The 16,423-nt window shown below is 72.5% G+C and carries 18 protein-coding genes; 10 read left to right on the top strand and 8 right to left on the bottom strand.

Annotated elements, in window-relative coordinates; genetic code table 11:
* Nucleotides 1-54: 54 nt before the first annotated feature.
* From ACZ573_RS15690 to thpR, 3 genes are all read left to right on the top strand, one after another.
* Nucleotides 55-1,320, top strand: a complete 1,266-nt coding sequence (locus ACZ573_RS15690) for an AAA family ATPase (RefSeq protein ID WP_471303958.1) — start codon at nt 55-57, stop codon at nt 1,318-1,320.
* Nucleotides 1,317-2,615 (top strand): vWA domain-containing protein, encoded by a 1,299-nt coding sequence (locus ACZ573_RS15695; protein WP_471303961.1) that lies wholly within the window; start codon nt 1,317-1,319, stop codon nt 2,613-2,615. The genes ACZ573_RS15690 and ACZ573_RS15695 overlap by 4 nt, the downstream gene beginning before the upstream one ends.
* Before the next feature lie 64 nt (nt 2,616-2,679).
* Nucleotides 2,680-3,264 (top strand): RNA 2',3'-cyclic phosphodiesterase, encoded by a 585-nt coding sequence (gene thpR, locus ACZ573_RS15700; RefSeq protein WP_471303963.1) that lies wholly within the window; start codon nt 2,680-2,682, stop codon nt 3,262-3,264.
* A gap of 94 nt (nt 3,265-3,358) precedes the next feature.
* Here thpR and ACZ573_RS15705 read toward each other — a convergent pair whose 3' ends face one another.
* From ACZ573_RS15705 to ACZ573_RS15725, 5 genes are all read right to left on the bottom strand, one after another.
* Nucleotides 3,359-3,787 (bottom strand): MarR family winged helix-turn-helix transcriptional regulator, encoded by a 429-nt coding sequence (locus ACZ573_RS15705; protein WP_471303965.1) that lies wholly within the window; start codon nt 3,785-3,787, stop codon nt 3,359-3,361.
* Between the two features lie 256 nt (nt 3,788-4,043).
* The gene (locus tag ACZ573_RS15710; RefSeq protein WP_471303966.1) at nt 4,044-4,991 is read right to left on the bottom strand and encodes a M56 family metallopeptidase; all 948 of its coding nucleotides are present in this window, start codon (nt 4,989-4,991) and stop codon (nt 4,044-4,046) included.
* On the bottom strand, nt 4,988-5,368 hold the full coding sequence (locus tag ACZ573_RS15715; protein WP_471303969.1) for a BlaI/MecI/CopY family transcriptional regulator: 381 nt from the start codon (nt 5,366-5,368) through the stop codon (nt 4,988-4,990). The genes ACZ573_RS15710 and ACZ573_RS15715 overlap by 4 nt, the downstream gene beginning before the upstream one ends.
* A 124-nt stretch (nt 5,369-5,492) precedes the next feature.
* Nucleotides 5,493-6,428 (bottom strand): M56 family metallopeptidase, encoded by a 936-nt coding sequence (locus ACZ573_RS15720; RefSeq protein ID WP_471303971.1) that lies wholly within the window; start codon nt 6,426-6,428, stop codon nt 5,493-5,495.
* 23 nt (nt 6,429-6,451) lie between these two features.
* A complete protein-coding gene (locus ACZ573_RS15725) occupies nt 6,452-6,835 on the bottom strand; it encodes a BlaI/MecI/CopY family transcriptional regulator (RefSeq protein ID WP_382535229.1) in 384 nt (127 codons plus the stop codon).
* Nucleotides 6,836-6,947: 112 nt separating this feature from the next.
* On the opposite strand from ACZ573_RS15725, the gene ACZ573_RS15730 reads away from it, so the two are divergent.
* The 4 genes from ACZ573_RS15730 to ACZ573_RS15745 all read left to right on the top strand — a co-directional run bounded on the left by ACZ573_RS15730 (nt 6,948) and on the right by ACZ573_RS15745 (nt 9,897).
* The gene (locus ACZ573_RS15730) at nt 6,948-7,616 is read left to right on the top strand and encodes a DedA family protein (protein WP_471304122.1); all 669 of its coding nucleotides are present in this window, start codon (nt 6,948-6,950) and stop codon (nt 7,614-7,616) included.
* A 22-nt stretch (nt 7,617-7,638) separates the two neighbouring features.
* Entirely contained in the window at nt 7,639-8,208 is a 570-nt protein-coding gene (locus ACZ573_RS15735; protein ID WP_471303973.1) for a TetR/AcrR family transcriptional regulator, read from the top strand.
* Between the two features lie 154 nt (nt 8,209-8,362).
* Nucleotides 8,363-9,064, top strand: coding sequence for a phosphatase PAP2 family protein (locus ACZ573_RS15740; RefSeq protein ID WP_471303975.1), 702 nt, complete (start codon nt 8,363-8,365; stop codon nt 9,062-9,064).
* Nucleotides 9,061-9,897, top strand: a complete 837-nt coding sequence (locus tag ACZ573_RS15745) for an undecaprenyl-diphosphate phosphatase (protein ID WP_471303977.1) — start codon at nt 9,061-9,063, stop codon at nt 9,895-9,897. The genes ACZ573_RS15740 and ACZ573_RS15745 overlap by 4 nt, the downstream gene beginning before the upstream one ends.
* Before the next feature lie 124 nt (nt 9,898-10,021).
* On the opposite strand, the gene ACZ573_RS15750 is transcribed toward ACZ573_RS15745, so the two are convergent.
* Nucleotides 10,022-10,522, bottom strand: coding sequence for a hypothetical protein (locus tag ACZ573_RS15750; protein ID WP_471303979.1), 501 nt, complete (start codon nt 10,520-10,522; stop codon nt 10,022-10,024).
* A gap of 374 nt (nt 10,523-10,896) precedes the next feature.
* Nucleotides 10,897-13,086 (bottom strand): catalase/peroxidase HPI, encoded by a 2,190-nt coding sequence (gene katG, locus ACZ573_RS15755; RefSeq protein ID WP_471303981.1) that lies wholly within the window; start codon nt 13,084-13,086, stop codon nt 10,897-10,899.
* 231 nt (nt 13,087-13,317) lie between these two features.
* Between katG and ACZ573_RS15760 the strand changes: the two genes are divergently transcribed.
* The gene (locus ACZ573_RS15760; RefSeq protein WP_471303985.1) at nt 13,318-13,743 is read left to right on the top strand and encodes a Fur family transcriptional regulator; all 426 of its coding nucleotides are present in this window, start codon (nt 13,318-13,320) and stop codon (nt 13,741-13,743) included.
* A 216-nt stretch (nt 13,744-13,959) separates the two neighbouring features.
* Here ACZ573_RS15760 and ACZ573_RS15765 read toward each other — a convergent pair whose 3' ends face one another.
* Nucleotides 13,960-15,243: an AI-2E family transporter gene (locus ACZ573_RS15765; RefSeq protein ID WP_471303987.1), complete on the bottom strand. Its 1,284-nt coding sequence runs from the start codon at nt 15,241-15,243 to the stop codon at nt 13,960-13,962.
* Nucleotides 15,244-15,567: 324 nt separating this feature from the next.
* On the opposite strand from ACZ573_RS15765, the gene ACZ573_RS15770 reads away from it, so the two are divergent.
* Both ACZ573_RS15770 and ACZ573_RS15775 read left to right on the top strand, forming a co-directional pair.
* Complete coding sequence (locus tag ACZ573_RS15770; RefSeq protein ID WP_471303991.1) at nt 15,568-15,756, top strand: hypothetical protein; 189 nt, start codon at nt 15,568-15,570, stop codon at nt 15,754-15,756.
* A complete protein-coding gene (locus tag ACZ573_RS15775) occupies nt 15,753-16,046 on the top strand; it encodes a DUF4190 domain-containing protein (protein WP_471303994.1) in 294 nt (97 codons plus the stop codon). The genes ACZ573_RS15770 and ACZ573_RS15775 overlap by 4 nt, the downstream gene beginning before the upstream one ends.
* Nucleotides 16,047-16,423 lie beyond the last annotated feature (377 nt).

Below are 16,423 nucleotides of genomic sequence, written 5' to 3' on the forward strand. Positions count from 1 at the left end.
CCGGTCCCCCGGACCGGCCATTCCTCTTCCTCACGAACCCACAGGTGATCACTCATGCCCTCGCACACCCCGTTCACAGTCACCGGTCCCCCCTCCCCGCTCGACCAACTCGACGTCGCCGAGCGGCTGCTGGCCCTGTTGCGCGACACCGCCACCGAGCCGCGCCCCGACGACCAGCTGGCGGCCCTGACCCTGGCCGTGGCCGCCGACCTGCCGGTGCTCCTGTGGGGTGAGCCCGGCATCGGCAAGACCGCGGCCCTGACACAGCTCGCCGAGACCCTGGACCTGCCCCTGACCACGGTGATCGCCAGCGTGCACGAGCCGTCCGACTTCTCCGGCCTGCCCATCGTCGGGGACGATCCAGCCGAGCAGGGTGTCCCGATGGCCCCGCCGGACTGGGCCGTGCGCCTCGTACGGGCCGGGCGCGGGCTGCTGTTCCTGGACGAGCTGTCCACGGCTCCGCCTGCCGTCCAGGCCGCCCTGCTCCGCCTCGTGCTCGAACGCCGGATCGGCTCGCTCCAACTGCCGCCCGGCGTACGGATCGTGGCCGCCGCCAACCCGCGGGGCTCGGCCGCCGACGGCTGGGAGCTGAGCCCGCCCCTGGCCAACCGGTTCGTCCATCTCCAGTGGACCCACGACCACGACGTCGTGGTCCGCGGGCTCGGCGGGACCTGGCCCCGGGCGGCACTGCCGCGCCTGGACGCCGGGAGACTGCCCGCGGCCGTGGACCACGCCCGCCGGGCGGTGTGCGGGCTGCTCACCGCCCGCCCCGCGCTCGTGCACCGGCTGCCCAGCACCGAGACACGCCGGGGCGGTGCGTGGCCGTCGCCCCGCAGCTGGGACATGACGGTACGTCTGCTGGCCTTCGCGCACGCGGCCGACTCCTCCAGGGAAGTCCTCTCCATGCTGGTCAGGGGCACGGTGGGGGACGGTCCCGGGCTGGAGCTGCTGGCCGCCCTGGACCGGATGGACCTCCCGGACCCCGAGGCGCTGCTCGCCGACCCGGCGGGCGCCGACCTGCCCGAGCGGGGGGACCGTCGCCAGGCCACGCTCGACGGCGTGGTGGAAGCGGTCCGCAGGCGCCCGGACAGGTCCCGCTGGGACGCGGCATGGGCCCTCCTGGTCCGGGCGCTGGAGACCGGAGCCCCCGACCTGGTGGTCGTCCCCGCGACGACCCTCGCCACGCTGCGCCAGGAGGACTGGGACGTACCGGAGTCGATCGAGCGGCTCGCCGGAGTGGTGGCCCTGTCCCGGCGGGCGGACCGGTCGCAGGAGCGGGCGGCGGCCCGGACCGGGAACCCCGTGGGGGCCGGCCGATGAGCGCACCGGCTACGGGGACGGAGCGGGCGGGGGCGCACCCGGCGGGGGCGGAGCGGGCCGGGGCACTGGACGTCGACAAGCTCTTCGCGGCCCGGCTGCACGCCGCCCGGGTGCGGCCCTACCTGGCGACGGCGCTGTTCGCCCTGCACACGGTGGAATCCCGGCAGGTGCCGACGATGGCCGTCGACCGGCACTGGCGGTGCTACGTCTCGCCCGGGTTCGTGGACCGGACACCGGTGGAGGAGCTCGCCGGGGTCTGGGTCCATGAGGTGTCCCACCTGCTGCGCGACCACCACGGGCGCGGTGACCGGGTCGCCCGGGAACGCGGACTGACCGGGCCGGGCGAACGGCTGCGGATGAACATCGCCGCGGACTGCGAGATCAACGACGACGTGTACGGCGAGGGACTGGTGCGTCCCGAAGGGGCGCTGACGCCGGAGTACTTGGGGCTGCCCCCGGGCGAGCTCATGGAGGACTACCTGCGGCAGTTCAGGCTCGGACCGCGCACGCAGGAGCTGGTCTGGCTGGACTGCGGCAGCGGCGCCGACGGCCTGGAACGCGTATGGGACCTGGGGCCGGACGGCGCGCACGGCCTCAGCGCGCAGGAGCAGGACGCGGTGCGGTTCCGGGTGGCGCAGGGGATCACCGGCCGTCCCGGAAACACGCCGGCGGGGTGGCGGCGATGGGCGGACGAGGCGTTCCACCCTCCGCAGCCCTGGCGGGAGTTGCTGGGTGCGGCGGTCCGGTCGGCGGCCTCCGGTGCGGGCGCGGGCGAGGACTACAGCTACGCCCGGCCCTCCCGGCGCTCGGCCGCGGTGCCCGGCGCCGTACTCCCGAGCCTGCGGCGCAGACCTCCCCGGGTCTGCGTGGTCATCGACACCTCGGGGTCGGTCAGCGACGCCGAACTGGGCAGTGCGCTGCTGGAGGTCGCCGCGATCGCCCGTGCCGTGGGCGGCCGTAGCGACATGGTCAGCGTGGTGCCGTGCGACGCGGCGGCCCGGATCGTGCACCCGCTGTGCAGCGGTGAGGGCATCCCGTTGCTGGGCGGCGGGGGTACGGATCTGCGCACGGGATTCGCCAAGGCCCTCGGCGCGGGACCCCGGCCCGACGTGATCGTGGTCCTGACGGACGGACAGACGGCCTGGCCGGCCGCGCGACCGCCCTGCCGCACGGTGGTGGGCCTCTTCTCCCGGAACCGGCGGAGCCGTTGGCGCGAGGACGACCCCGACTACGTACCGGACTCCCCGCCCGCCTGGGCCCGCGTGGTGACCATCGGGTCCCCCGGTGCCCACTGACCCGCACACGCACCCCGCCGGGCAGAAGATGACGGAACGTGCCCGGACAGGATACGAAGACCTCGTGAACGAAAAGACCCCGGCAGCGACCGTCCGCGTGTTCATAGCGCTGGCCCCGCCCGACGACGCGAAGGAAGAGCTGGAGCAGCGGCTGCAGCCGGCCTACGCCGCGTACCCGCGCATGCGCTGGAACCGCATCGAGGACTGGCACATCACCCTGGCCTTCCTCGGCGAGCTCCCGGTCACCTCCGTCGCACTGCTGCGGCCGCCGCTCGCGGAGCTCGCCGCGGCCCGGCGGCCGCTGCGGCTCGCGCTGCGCGGCGGCGGGCACTTCGACGAGCGGGTCCTGTGGACCGGGATCGACGGAGACCTCGACGGGCTGCACCTGCTCGCCACCGAGGTGCGCGCCGCGGTCACCGACTGCGGCATCCCCTTCCACGGGCGGCCCCTGCGCCCGCATCTGACGCTGGCGCGCTCCCGCCGCCACGACACCACCAGCGCGGTGGAGGCCGCCACCGGCCTCGACGCGTTCACCGGCCGCCCGTGGGAGGCCCGGCGCCTCCACCTCGTCGGGAGCAACACCGGCCGCGGCCCCGGCCCCATCCACTACCGCGACATACAGTCCTGGCCTTTCGAGGGCGACGGCTGACACCGGCACGGGCCGTGCGGATGGACGCGGTGCCGTCCTCACCGATGCGGCGCCGAATCGCGCGGACGGACACCTGCCCGACCGGCACGACATCCTAGGACGAAGCCGAGCGCACCGCGCCGAGACGGGCGGCCGTCGCGCACACCCGCCGGAGCAGGTAGTGCAGCTGGGTGCGCTCACCCTTCGTGAGGGACGCCAGCAGGACGTCCTGCACCGCGTTCATGTCGTCCTGCATCGCGGTCAGTGCCGCCGTACCGGCCGGGGTGAGCGTCACCACCTCGTGGCGACCGCCGATGGTGACGACCATGTCCTGCACCACGCCTTGCGCCAGGAGATCACCGATCGCCCGCGAGACGCCTGCCAGTGGCACGTCCATCCGGGCGGCGAGATCGCCCCGGGCGTGCGGCCCCCATTCGGCCAGCGTCGTGAGAACCGCCCGGTGCAAGGGGCTCGACCCGCCCGCGCGCAAACGCTCGGTCATCAACGCGTCCACGGCCTCGCCCGCCGCCGTCAGGAGATGCACGGTCTGCTCGGAGGGACTCGACGACCCGCTCCCCCTGTCGTACACGTCGCGTCCAATCGCCGGGGAGGGGGATGTCACCTCCGGCCCGGGACACGCGGACGACGTCGCCCACGGCACACGGCGCGCCGGGTACGGAGCACTTTCGGCTCCGGGACCACACGGCGCTCCGGGCCCGCAGAGGCAGGTGAAGAAAACCCAGGCTGAGCTTACGTGCACCTGAAGCGATTGGTCTACATCGACGTCGTCGCCTGGCGGTTCAGCGACTCCGTACGTTTCCGGCGGCGAGCTCCACGTACTCGTGCAGACCGTACGCCAGCGCCAGTCCCAGCAGCGCGGAGACCGCCACCGCCGTCATCAGGCCCGCGGCCGCCGCCTGCGTCCTGCGCGCCTGTGGCCGGACCGGCACCGGCCGCAGCAGGGCTTCGACCCGCTGCGGGACCGGCCCGGTACTGACCGAGAGCAGGGGGCCGCGCCCCTTGCCCGCCTTCTCGGCGGACGCGGCGGCCAGCGCCGCGCGTGCGATCGCGGTCGCCGCCAGCCGCCGGTCCCCCACCGACGAGGCCGCCGACTCGTCCGCCCACCGCTCCAGGTGGAAGTCCAGCGCCCGGCGCAGGGACCGCAGGGCGGGGTGCACCGCGGCCGCGAGGTAGGCGGTGACGGCCCACAGGTGGTGGCGGTCCGTCAGGTGGGCCCGCTCGTGGCCGAGCAGCACCTCGCGCTCCGCCGGACCGAGGGTCCTGAGCATGCCCGTCGTCACCACGACCCGGCCGCCGCGCCTGCGCCATCCCGGCAGTGCGAACGCCTGCGGCTCGGCATCCGGTACGACCAGAAGATCACCCTCGGGCACCGCACCCCCGGTGGACGCCCAGGCGCGGGCGAGCAGCGAGCGGCGCTCGTACCAGCGGCGGGCCAGCAGCACCGTCTGGACGGCCAGCACCGCACCGGCGGCCGCGGCCACCGGCACGGTGGCCGGCCACTCGGCAGCCGCCCGCGACAGCGGAATCTGCTCCAGGGAGACGAGGAACGGCACGTGGAACAGGCCGATGAGCGCCGCCACGGTGCCGCCGGCCAGCAGAAGAGCGGCTCCGGTCAGCGCCGCGCACGCTTCCCTCGGCGGCATGAGATCGGCCAGCCGGCGGGTGGCCGGCACCGCTGCCCAGGGAAGCAGCAGGGTCAGCATGACCACGGCCAGAACCAGGGTCATGCGCCTTCCCCGGACTCCAGCAGCAGGCGCCTCAGGGCTTCCTCGTCGTCCCCGGACAGCGAGGAGACGAACCGCTTCAGTACGAGGTCGCGTTGCGGCTCCCGCTCGAGCTCGCGGCGCATGCGCCCGGCCGCCAGCCCGGCGGCGTCGTCCGCCGCGGCGTAGGCGAAGCCCCTGCCCTCGCGGGTGCGCACGACCGTCCCCTTCTCGTAGAGGCGGGTGAGGATCGTCGTCACCGTCGTCCTGGCCAGGTCCCGGTCGAGCGCGGCGTTGATCTGCTGCGGGGTCAGCGGCTGCTCCGCCGCCCACAGGACCGCCAGCACATCCGCGACGAGTTCACCGTGCGGGCGCCTCGCGTCCCCGCCGTCCTGCACCATCCCGCTACCGCCCCGCCGCCGCCCCGGGTCATGCACCCGGTCATCGATAAAATAGGTTTGCCTTATCTAACTGTACGGGGGCCTGGATCGAGCCCGCATCCATGCGCCGACGGGCCCGGCACCGTCATTCCTCGCCGGTCTCGCCCTGCGCGATTTCGATGCCGGCGTGCAGGTTGTCGGCCGCCTGGAAGGACGCACCGGCCGACACGGCCAGACAGGCCAGCAGCGTCAGCGCCGCCAGGCGGGGCGGGGCTCCAGGGATACGTGTCCTCGCGGGCTGCCCGAGCAGGGCCGCGACCCGCAGGGGCACGGGGCCCGTCGTGGCGGCCAGCGCGAAGCCGGGCCGGCTCCCCGCGGGGGACGTACGGGCGGCCAGCGCGGCCCGGCCGATGGCCCGGGCCGTGAGGCGGCGGTCGCCCACCGCCTGCGCGGCGTATTCGTCCGCGGTGCGTTCCAGTGCGTGGCGGAGGGGCTCGCGCACGGCGCGCAGCCCCGGATGACTGTGGGCCGCCAGCTCCACCGTCGCCACCAGAAGGTGGTGACGGCCTCTCAGATGGGCTCGCTCGTGGGCGAGCAGGACCTCGCGCTCCGCCGCGGACAGGGCGCGCAGCATCCCTGAGGTGATCACGATGCGGCCGGGACGGCCCGGCAGCGCGTAGGCGTCGGGGTGTTCCTCGGCCAGGACCACGAGCTCGCTCCGGCTGCCCGCGGCAAGCACCCGCGCCTGCCGCAGCCGGCGCCACCACCCGTGCGCATCGCGCAGCAGCAGGGCGCCGCCGGCGGCGAGCAGTGAGGCGGCCACGAGCGCGATCACGACGGCCGTGCCCGGCGAACCGGACTCCAGTGGTGTGAGCAGGTGGCCCAGGGCGGCCACCGGCCGCAGGTGCGTGGCGCCGGGGACGACCAGCAGGGCAAGGGCCGCGGTGCTGCCCGCCGCGAGCCCGGCGGCCGAACAGACCAGCAGCCGGACGGCCCGCCTCGGCGGGAGGCTCGCGACCAGCGCGCGGCACACCGGACCGGCGAGGAAGGGCAGCAGGAGCGGCAGCAGAAGTGGCAGCACGAGCGGCAACGACACCGGCCGGCTCACGCGACACCCCCGGCGCCGTCACCCTCCAGCAAGGCGCGCAGCAGCGCTTCGTCCTCGTCGCTGAGCTGGGAGACGAAGCGGCTCAGCACGGTCACCCGGTCCTCGGTCCTGGCCAGTTCCGCGTGCATGCGGCGCGCGGTGAGCCCCGACGCGTCCTCGGTCGGCAGGTAGGCGAACCCGCGGCCGGACCGGGTGCGGGTGACCACGCCCTTCTCGTACAGACGGGACAGGATCGTCGTCACCGTCGTGCGGGCATGGGAGGAGCCGAGCGCCTCCTGGACCTGCCCCGGCGTCAGCGGCGTTCCGGCCGCCCACAGCGCCGCCAGGACGCTCGCCCCCAGTTCACCGGCGGGCCGCCGTTCCGCATGCGCATCCCCCATGGGAATCTCCTCATCACCACAATCGTCTACAGTGACGTAGACCGTCTACATGACTGTAGTCGATGGTGTCGTCACCGCCCCGGTCCACTCACCTCAGGGGGAACCGTCCGCCATGGCCCTATCCGCCCACATGGCAGTGCCACAGGCCGTGAACCTGCTCGACGCCGGATCCCTGTTGTCCGCATTCGGCGCGCTCGGCATCGCCGTCGTCCTCTTCGCCGAGACCGGCCTCCTGATCGGCTTCTTCCTGCCCGGCGATTCCCTCCTGTTCACCGCGGGCCTGCTCTGCGTGCCGGGCGGGAACCGTCCCGTCCACCTCTCACTGCCTCAGGTACTGGCCTTCGCCGTCATCGGTGCGCTCCTGGGCGCGCAAGTGGGCTACCTGATCGGCCGGCGCGGGGGCCGCGCCCTGCTCGCCCGCAGCCGGAGCCGGAAACTCCACGACGGGGCCGATCGCGCCGAGGAACTCCTCCACCGCTACGGGCACGCCAAGGCCGTCGTACTGGCCCGCTTCGTACCGGTGGTGCGCACCGTGCTCAATCCCCTGGCCGGAGCCCTGGGCGTGCCCGCCCGCGTCTTCACCCTCTGGCAGGTCGTGGGCGGGCTCCTGTGGACCGTGGGCCTCGTCCTCGCCGGATACGCCCTCGGCTCCTCGGTGCCCGACGTCGACCGTTACCTCCTGCCGATCGTGGCCCTCGTCGTCCTCGTCTCCCTCTCTCCGGTGGCCGTCGAAATGATCCGCCGGCGGGGCCCCCGCACCCCGGACGGGAGTGCGCGGTGAGCCCGGTCGCCCTGGAGGGAAGATGACCGAGCACCCCGGTCACGCGCTGATCGTCGCCGCAGCGCTGCCCCTGGTCGTGCGGCACGGCATGTCGGTCACCACCTCGATGGTCGCCCGGGCCGCGGGGGTCCCGACAGCGGCGGTCTTCACCGCGTTCCCCGACAAGAGCGCCCTGCTCGAAGCCTGTGCGGCCGAGGCCCTCAGGGCGGACGAAGCAGTAGCGGCCATCAACGCGATCGATCTGACCCCGCCACTCGAAACCCGACTGGCCTCGGCCGCCGTACATCTGCGCAGCTACGCAACCCGCCTGCTCCTGCTCGCCGATGCCATACCCCTGAACCGGACCCGGCTCCCCGGGCCCAGGGAGGACACCGACGGGCACGCCCGGCACGAAGAAGAGCTCGCGTCGCTCCGGCAGGCGCTGACGGCCCTGTTCGAACCGGAGCGTGAGCTTCTCAGAATGCCCCCGGAGCACCTCGCCCGGGTGTTCCAGTCGATGGTCCTGTCGGGCGCTCCGTCCGGGCCCGCGGAAACCCTGCCCGTCCACGAGCTGGTGTCGCTGCTCCTGTGGGGCGCGCTCACCCCTCCCTGACCCAAAACAGTGCCCGCCCCGTGCCTCGTGCCACATGCCCCGTGCTCCATGACCCACGACCTATGACCCACGCCCCATGACCTATGACCTATGACCTATGACCTATGACCGCCGACCGTGCCGCGCGTGGCGGTCTGTCCGGACAGGACGCCCGATGACCTCCCTCCCCGCTGCCGCACCCGGCGCCGCCGGCAAGCCGTGGTGGCTGCCCGCCCTCCCCGTGCTCGTGTGCTCGATGCTGCTGGCGGCGCTGGTCGCGTCGGCGTGCGCGGCGCACGGCACGCCGTTCGGGGTGGACGAGGCCCTGCACCGCTGGGTACTGGAGCACCGCCCCCGCTGGGCGGTCGGCTTGGCCGTGGCGGTCACCGTGTCGGGAAGCGGAGTGCCCGCCTACCTGCTGGCGACGCTCGCAGGGGCCATGACCGTCCGGACCCACCGCTGGCGCGGGGCGCTGGCGGGGGCCCTGGCACTGGTGTCGGTGCAACTGCCGCGCATCGCCCTGGCGTCGTGGCTCGCCAGGCCCCGGCCGTCGGCCGACGAGTGGGCGTGGTCGGCCGACGGATACGCCATGCCCTCGGGGCACACCACGACCTCCGCGGCCGTGGCGGTCCTTCTCACCGCCGGGGTGCACCGAGCGGTGCGGGGCCGGGCGCGGCGGCCGCTCCTGGTGATACCGGCGCTGTGGGCGGTGGCCGTGGGCGTCAGCCGCGTCTACCTCGGCATGCACTGGCCCACCGATGTCCTGGCGGGATGGCTGCTGACCGCCCTGTGGGCCGGGCTGCTCGGGATGTTCCTGATTCTCCTCCGGCGCCGGAAGTCCGGCGCCGTCCCATCGAACGAAGGTGAAGGCACGTGAGCGCGATCAGTGTGGGGCAGGCCGTGGTCCTGGGCATCGTGGAAGGGGTGACGGAGTTCCTGCCGGTCTCGTCCACCGGCCACCTCAAGATCACCGAAGGGCTGATGGGCATCCCCGTCGACGACAAGTCCGTCGTGGCCTTCACCGCCGTCATCCAGGTCGGCGCGATCGCGGCGGTCCTCGTCTACTTCTTCCAGGACATCGTGCGCATCGTCTCCGCCTGGGGCCGCGGACTGGCCGACCGCGAGGAGCGCTACCACCACGACTACAAGTTCGCCTGGTGGGTCATCTACGCCACCATCCCCATCGTGGTCGTCGGGCTCGCGGCGAAGCCGCTGATCGAAGGACCGCTCGCCTCCCTGTGGGTGGTGGCCGGATCGCTGATCGTCGGCAGCGGCCTGATGTGGGCGGCCGACCGGATGGGCCGCCACAAGCGCGGCGAGGACGACACCGACCTCAGGGACGCCATGCTGGTCGGCTCCTCCCAGATCCTCGCCCTGCTCTTCCCCGGCTTCTCCCGATCCGGCGCCACCATGTCCACCGGCCTCATCCTCGACCTGGAGCGGGTCGCGGCCACCCGCCTGTCCTTCTTCCTCGGCATCCCCGCCCTGACCGGCGCGGGCCTCTACGAACTCAAGGACGCCCTCGGCGCCGGCGTCGACGCCCTCCCCCTGGTCATCGGCACCGCCGTCTCCTTCGCCGTCGCCTACGCCTCGATCGCCTGGCTCCTGAAGTACGTCGCCAAGCACTCGTTCAACGCCTTCGTCGTCTACCGGATCGTCATCGGCGTACTCCTCTTCGGGCTGCTGGGCACCGGCGTCCTGCACGCCTGACCGCCAGGCCGGCGCCGCCGCGGGCGGGGGAGCCCGCCAGCTCCCCTCGGCCCGCGAGGGCTTCGGCCCGGGCGCCGGCCCGGCGAACCGCGTCCGCTCCCGCCGTGCGGGGCGATCCACCAGGTCAGGCGCCGGTCAGCGCTGTCGGCGCGTCGTCCGCCTCCCTGAAGGAGGCCGAAAGGGCCCGGGCCTCGAATCCGCCCTCGACCACCAGCCACCCGGCCTGCGGATCGTCCCCCTCACCGGCCCTTCGACCACCGCCGACCAGGTCGTCCTCACCCCCACCGAGCCGTCCGACACCGCCACGGCACTGCGCGACCTGCTGCTGCAGGCCTCGGCCGCGGCTCCCTCCGCCGATCGCCTCGCGGCCCGCGAGAACTCCGCCGACCGCCAGTAACCCATGGCCAGGCTGGCTATGGGCGATGTCGCGAATCCGCTGGATCCGGGGCGGCACCCACACCTCGGTGGCGCCGGGACCCGCGCGGGCCAGGAGGCAGTCCTGCGCGTCGAAGCCGTTGCCCTTCACCGACAGGAGAACACCGACCCGGCCGCCGTCCGCCTTCACCTCGGTACGGATCGCCGGATCCAGGGCCGCGAGCGCACTGCGTACCCCGGCCTCGTCCACTGATCGGTTCCCCCGCCGTGCAGCCGCGGGGCCGGCCACCGTGACGGCATGCGGACCGCGAAGCCGGCATCAGCGCCCTCGTCGCTGCAGGCACCATCGCCTACGAGGAGGCCGTGCTGCACACGGCCCACCCGGAGGACATCCAGCGGCCCCATGTTCCGGCCGGCCGCACCTGGCCGTCCGACGGCTGGCGCCTCGGAGGGACGGCCGATCCGCCCGGGCAGCCGGGTCCCGGCGGCGTGGTGGTGGGCACGGACGGTCGTGGATGGGCGCCCTCCACACCCCGAAGTGCTCAGGCAGGTCCCATCCACGGCGTCCCCGTGCGGTATGTGAACGCGACCGCGTCGATCGTCCGATGATCTGAAGGATTCGGACTAGACGAGATCGAACCGGTCGAGGTTCATCACCTTGTCCCAGGCGGAGACGAAGTCACGGACGAACTTCTCTCCCGCGTCCTTCGACGCGTAGACCTCGGCGAGGGCTCGCAGCTGGGCGTGCGAACCGAAGACGAGGTCCACCGCGGTCGCCGTCCACCTGACCGTGCCCGTGGCCCGGTCCCGGCCCTCGAACACGTTCTCCGCCGACTCCGACGCCTTCCACTGCGTACCCATGTCGAGCAGGTTGACGAAGAAGTCGTTGGTCAGCGCCTCCGGGCGGTCCGTGAACACGCCGTGCCGGGCCTGCCGGAAGCCGGTGTTCATGGCCCGCATGCCGCCGACGAGCACCGTCATCTCGGGTGCGGTCAGGTTCAGCATGGAGGCACGGTCCAGCAGCAGTGCCTCCGGTGACAGCTTCTCGCCCGCCTGCAGGTAGTTCCGGAACCCGTCCGCCTTCGGTTCGAGGACGGCGAAGGCCTCCACGTCGGTCTGCTCCTGCGAGGCATCCGTGCGCCCCGGTGCGAACGGCACCTCGATGTCGTACCCGGCGTTCTTCGCGCACCGTTCGACGGCCGCGCAGCCGCCCAGCACGATCAGGTCGGCGAGCGAGACCTTCTTCCCGCCGGCCTGCGCCCGGTTGAAGTCCTGCTGGATCCCCTCCAGCTTCCGCACCACCTCGGCGACCTCGGGCAGGTCGTTGGCCTCCCAGTCCTTCTGCGGCGCGAGCCGGATCCGGGCCCCGTTGGCCCCGCCCCGCTTGTCGGTGCCGCGGAAGCTCGACGCCGCCGCCCAGGCGGTGACGACCAGCTGAGGAAGGGACAGCCCCGAGGCGAGGATCGTGCGCTTGAGGGCGGTGACGTCCTCGTCGGCGACCAGCTCGTGATCGACCGCGGGTACGGGGTCCTGCCACAGCTGAGGTTCGGGGACCCACGGGCCGAGGTAGCGCGAGATCGGACCCATGTCGCGGTGCAGCAGCTTGTACCAGGCCTTGGCGAACGCGTCGGCCAGCTTGTCCGGGTTCTCGTGGAAGCTCTTCGCGATCGGTGCGTAGACCGGATCCATCCGCAGCGCCAGGTCCGTCGTCAGCATCATCGGCGCGTGCCTCTTCGACGGATCATGGGCGTCCGGCACAGTGCCCTGGGCCGAGGGGTCCTTGGGGGTCCACTGCTGGGCACCGGCCGGACTCGTGGTCAGTTCCCACTCGTACCGGAACAAGTTGTCCAGGTACCCGTTGTCCCACTTCGTCGGCTCGGTGGTCCATGCGCCTTCCAGCCCGCTGGTGAGCGCGTCGGAGCCGCTGCCGGTGCCGTAGGTGTTCTTCCAGCCGATCCCCTGCTGCTCGATCGGGGAGGCCTCGGGCTCGGGCCCGATGTAGTCCGCGCCGACCGCACCGTGGCACTTGCCGAACGTGTGCCCGCCGACGATGAGCGCGACCGTCTCCTCGTCGTTCATGGCCATGCGCGCGAACGTCTCGCGAATGTCCCGGGCGGCGGCGACCGGGTTCGGGTCGCCGTTGGGCCCTTCCGGATTGACGTAGATCAGTCCCATCTGCACGGCGCCGAAGGGGCCGGAGAGTTCCCTGTCGCCGCTGTAGCGCTCATCTCCGAGCCAGGTGTCCTCGGGTCCCCAGAAGACCTCCTCGGGTTCCCAGATGTCCTCCCGCCCGAAGCCGAAGCCGAACGTCTTGAAACCCATCGATTCCATGGCGCAGTTGCCGGCGAACACCAAAAGGTCGGCCCATGAGATCTTCCGACCGTATTTCTGCTTGACCGGCCAGAGCAGACGGCGCGCCTTGTCGAGGCTCGCATTGTCGGGCCAGCTGTTGAGAGGGGCGAACCGCTGGGCGCCGGCTCCGCCGCCACCCCGGCCGTCGGCGATGCGGTACGTTCCCGCGGCATGCCAGCTCATCCGGATGAAGAGCGGCCCGTAGTGGCCGTAGTCGGCGGGCCACCAGTCCTGCGAGTCCGTCATCACCTCGAAGACGTCCCGCTTCAGGGCGTCGAGGTCCAGGGTCGCGAACTCTTCCGCGTAGTCGAAATCGTCGCCCATAGGATCGGCCAGGGGCGAATTCTGGTGCAGAACCTGAAGGTCCAGCTGGTTCGGCCACCAGTCCCGATTCGACCTGGGGCGAGTCGGCGCGGGGGTCGGGGCAGGGATTACTGGGTTCTCGCTGTCGCTGCCGGACACGTCCGTCCTTCTTCCTGTGTCGATGTTTCCATCTGCTGGCTGCTTGCGTCGGCGCGTCCGTATGGTCGCGCACCAATGGGCCCGCCGCCGCGAGAACACGCAGGGCGTGGGCGCGTAGAAAACACTCGGAATTCGGATCGAGGTCCCGGCACGACGGTTCCGCTTCCCGACGGGCCGGGATCGGTATCGCTAACGTTCTGTTGTCCCGCCGAGCCGAAAAGGTGAGCCGATATGAGTGATCTGCTGGAGCGGCTACGGGGGCGCGGCTGGCGGATGACGTCCCAGCGGCGTGTCGTCGTGGAGGTCCTCGACGGCGATCACGTGCACCTCACGGCGGACGAGGTGCACGCCCTTGCGGCGCAGCGGCTGCCCGAGATCGCCCGGGCGACCGTCTACAACACCCTGGGCGAGCTGGCCGCGATCGGGGAGGTGGTGGAGGTCTCCGTACAGGGCCGGGCCAAGCGCTTCGACCCCAACGCGCACCACCCGCACCAGCACTTGGTGTGCACGGGCTGCGGCACCATCCGCGACGTACACGCGGCCGGCACGCCGGCCGATCTGCCGCCGGAGGAGCGGTTCGGCTTCATCGTGTCCGCGGTCGAGGTCACCTACCGCGGGTTGTGCCCTTCCTGCGCCTCCAGGACGGGTCCGGCGTGACCGTGTTCATGCGGAGCCCGCGCCCCGGGCCCGGTAGCGGGCGACCAGGTGGCCATCGCCGGCCCGCCCGACGGGTCGACCCGGCTGCTGGTGACCACCCGCTGAGCGATCGCGACGCGTACGGGCCGTCAGGAGAGGGTGCCACCGGTCGCACCTTTCCACCGTCCGGCCGGTGGGGTTGTGGGCTGCGGGCGTCCTGCGGCCCCGGCCTGGGTGTCAGGCGGGTTCCTGGTCCGGCGGCGCGGGCGGATCCGCCCGCTCCTCCTCGACCGCCACGGGGGACCCATCCGCCGGACCGTCGTCCCCGCCATTGGCGCGCAGGTGCCCGATCACCGTGTTGGCCACGGCGACCAGCGGGACGGCGACGACCGCTCCGCCGATGCCGGCGACCACTCCACCGGTGGCGACGGCCAGGACCACGGCCAGCGGGTGGACCCGTACGGCCCTTCCAAGGATGAACGGCTGCAGCACGTGGCCTTCGATCTGCTGGACGACGAGCACCACCAGAAGGGTCATCAGCGCGGTGAACACCCCCTGGGTGACCAGCGCGACGACCACCGCGAGGGCCCCGGACGCGACGGCGCCCACGAGGGGCACGAACGAGGCCAGGAAGATCACCACGGCGATGGGCACGGCGAGCGGCACGCCCAGGAAGTAGATTCCGAGACCGATGAAGAGCGCGTCGATGAAGGCGACGATCAGGGTTCCGCGGACATAGGCGGTCAGGGTGCCCCAGGCGGCCGGGCCCGCGTCGGCGACATCCGGCCGGGCGGCTGCGGGGACCAGCTTCAGCGTCCACTGCCAGATGCGCCTGCCGTCGTACAGCAGGAAGAGCGTCGAGAACATCGCCAGCAGCATTCCGGTGATGATCTCCACCAGGACGGTCACGCCCCGGAGCCCGGTCGAGGTGATCTCGCTGGTACTGGTGCCGATGGCATTGCTCAGACTGCCGGCGACGTCGTTGATCTGCTGCTCGGTCACGTGGAAGGGGCTGTCGAGGAGCCATCGTTTCAGTTCCTCGATGCCTTCCTGGAGCCGCCCGGACAGATTGTCCAGGTTGTCGAGCACTTGCCAGACGACGAACCAGCCGATCAGTCCCAGGACGACGAATCCGAAGAGCGCGGTCAGGGCGGTGGACAGCCCCCGGGCGAGCCCCGCACGGTGCAGCCGGGCGACCGTCGGTTCCAGCAGGGCGGTGATCAGCAGCGCGGCCACGAAGGCGAGGACGACGAGCCGGACCGAACCGATCACCCGCATGATGACCCACAGGGCGGCCGCGAGCACCAGGAACCGCCACCCGGCTTCGGCCGCGACGCGTACGCCCCAGGGCACCGCCCGGGCGGGGTCCGGGTTGCGCGGACGGGCCCGGCGGGCCTCCGCGACACGCCGCCGCTCGGCCAGCAGCTCGGCCTCGTGCCGCGCCTGCACCTGCGTACGACGCTCCCCGAGCGCCGCGGCGCCGTCCTTCACGCGACCGAACCACGTACGGATTCCAGGCATGCGGAACCACCTTCCTCATCCTGCCGTCTGCCCGGGATTCCGGGGATCAGGCCGGTGCGGTACGACGCGTTCGGAGAGGGTCCGAGCGGGGCCGCGAGGCCGCCGTCCCGGTGGTGCCGGCCGGCGAAGTCACAGGCTGACGCCGATGAGCGCCGCCGGAGCGTCGAGGAGCGCGCGTCCGGTACGGAGGCACTGCGCCTGGCGGACACCGGTGTTCGGGCTCATGAAGGTCAGTCGACCGCGTCACGGTCAACGGCCCCCGGCATGAGACGAATCGGACCGGGTAGCCGGTGAACAACTGTTCCCTGAAGTGGGAGGAACTCCGTGCTCTTCCTCGTAGGTGCACTGCTCGTCCTGGGCGTCGTCCTCGGCGCCGTGGCCCATGTGCCGGTGCCCGTCAGCGTGGCCGTCGGCCTCGCGATCGCGCTCTGGCTCGCTCTCTTCGCCGCACGCGAGCGCCTGTCGGGCCACCGTGCCGGGCGCCACGGCCATCGCCAGGGAGGTCTGCGATGAACCCGCGTACTGACGTCAAGGTCCCGGCCGATGCCCGTCCTCGTACCCGCAGCCGCTACGGTGACGCCGACATGATGGCCGTCACCGCGTTCGTCCTCGGCCTGGTCGGGCTCCTGGTGTTGAACCTGGTGCTCGGCCCGATCGCCGTCGTCCTCGGCTCCCTCGCCCTGTGGCGGCAGACCGCCAGGCCGGGCCGGGCCCGCCTGGGCATCGCCCTGGGCATGGCCGACCTCGTGGTCCTCGCCTGTCTCGTCACCGCCGACCACACGTGGTCGTGGAGCCTGACCTGAGGGCAGAGAACGCGGACGCGGGCTCCGGCGCCGGAGCGTGGAAGTCCCTGAGCGACCGGCCCGTCGGGCCCGCTCCGATCACCACCGCGTCAGCCGTGACGCGCCCCTGCGTGATCCTGCGTGATCCTGTTCCACGATTTCGGCCAGGCGGGCCGGCATCCCCCGGTGGCGGAGCTGGAGCAGGTCCTCGACCGCGGGGTTGTGCAGGGTTGCGCCCACACCGCCTGCGGGGACCGGTGATTCAGCTGATTGCGGACGGCTGAGAGAAGTCCTCCTGCCGGAACGGACACTGTTCCGGGTCCGCCGACGGCCGGCGACCCCCGGGGTACCGGGCGAGGCCCTTCATATGCCGGTGGCGACGCTCGCGCCCTCTTCTC

It is taken from the genome of Streptomyces sp. NPDC040545 (assembly GCF_055595065.1).

Coding starts and splice junctions, on each gene's coding strand:
- ACZ573_RS15690 (WP_471303958.1), top strand. CDS start 55: ATGCCCTCGCACACCCCGTTCACAGTCACCGGTCCCCCCTCCCCGCTC.
- ACZ573_RS15695 (WP_471303961.1), top strand. CDS start 1,317: ATGAGCGCACCGGCTACGGGGACGGAGCGGGCGGGGGCGCACCCGGCG.
- ACZ573_RS15710 (WP_471303966.1), bottom strand. CDS start 4,991: ATGACCCTGGTTCTGGCCGTGGTCATGCTGACCCTGCTGCTTCCCTGG.
- ACZ573_RS15715 (WP_471303969.1), bottom strand. CDS start 5,368: ATGGTGCAGGACGGCGGGGACGCGAGGCGCCCGCACGGTGAACTCGTC.
- ACZ573_RS15725 (WP_382535229.1), bottom strand. CDS start 6,835: ATGGGGGATGCGCATGCGGAACGGCGGCCCGCCGGTGAACTGGGGGCG.
- ACZ573_RS15730 (WP_471304122.1), top strand. CDS start 6,948: ATGGCCCTATCCGCCCACATGGCAGTGCCACAGGCCGTGAACCTGCTC.
- ACZ573_RS15735 (WP_471303973.1), top strand. CDS start 7,639: ATGACCGAGCACCCCGGTCACGCGCTGATCGTCGCCGCAGCGCTGCCC.
- ACZ573_RS15740 (WP_471303975.1), top strand. CDS start 8,363: ATGACCTCCCTCCCCGCTGCCGCACCCGGCGCCGCCGGCAAGCCGTGG.
- ACZ573_RS15760 (WP_471303985.1), top strand. CDS start 13,318: ATGAGTGATCTGCTGGAGCGGCTACGGGGGCGCGGCTGGCGGATGACG.
- ACZ573_RS15765 (WP_471303987.1), bottom strand. CDS start 15,243: ATGCCTGGAATCCGTACGTGGTTCGGTCGCGTGAAGGACGGCGCCGCG.
- ACZ573_RS15775 (WP_471303994.1), top strand. CDS start 15,753: ATGAACCCGCGTACTGACGTCAAGGTCCCGGCCGATGCCCGTCCTCGT.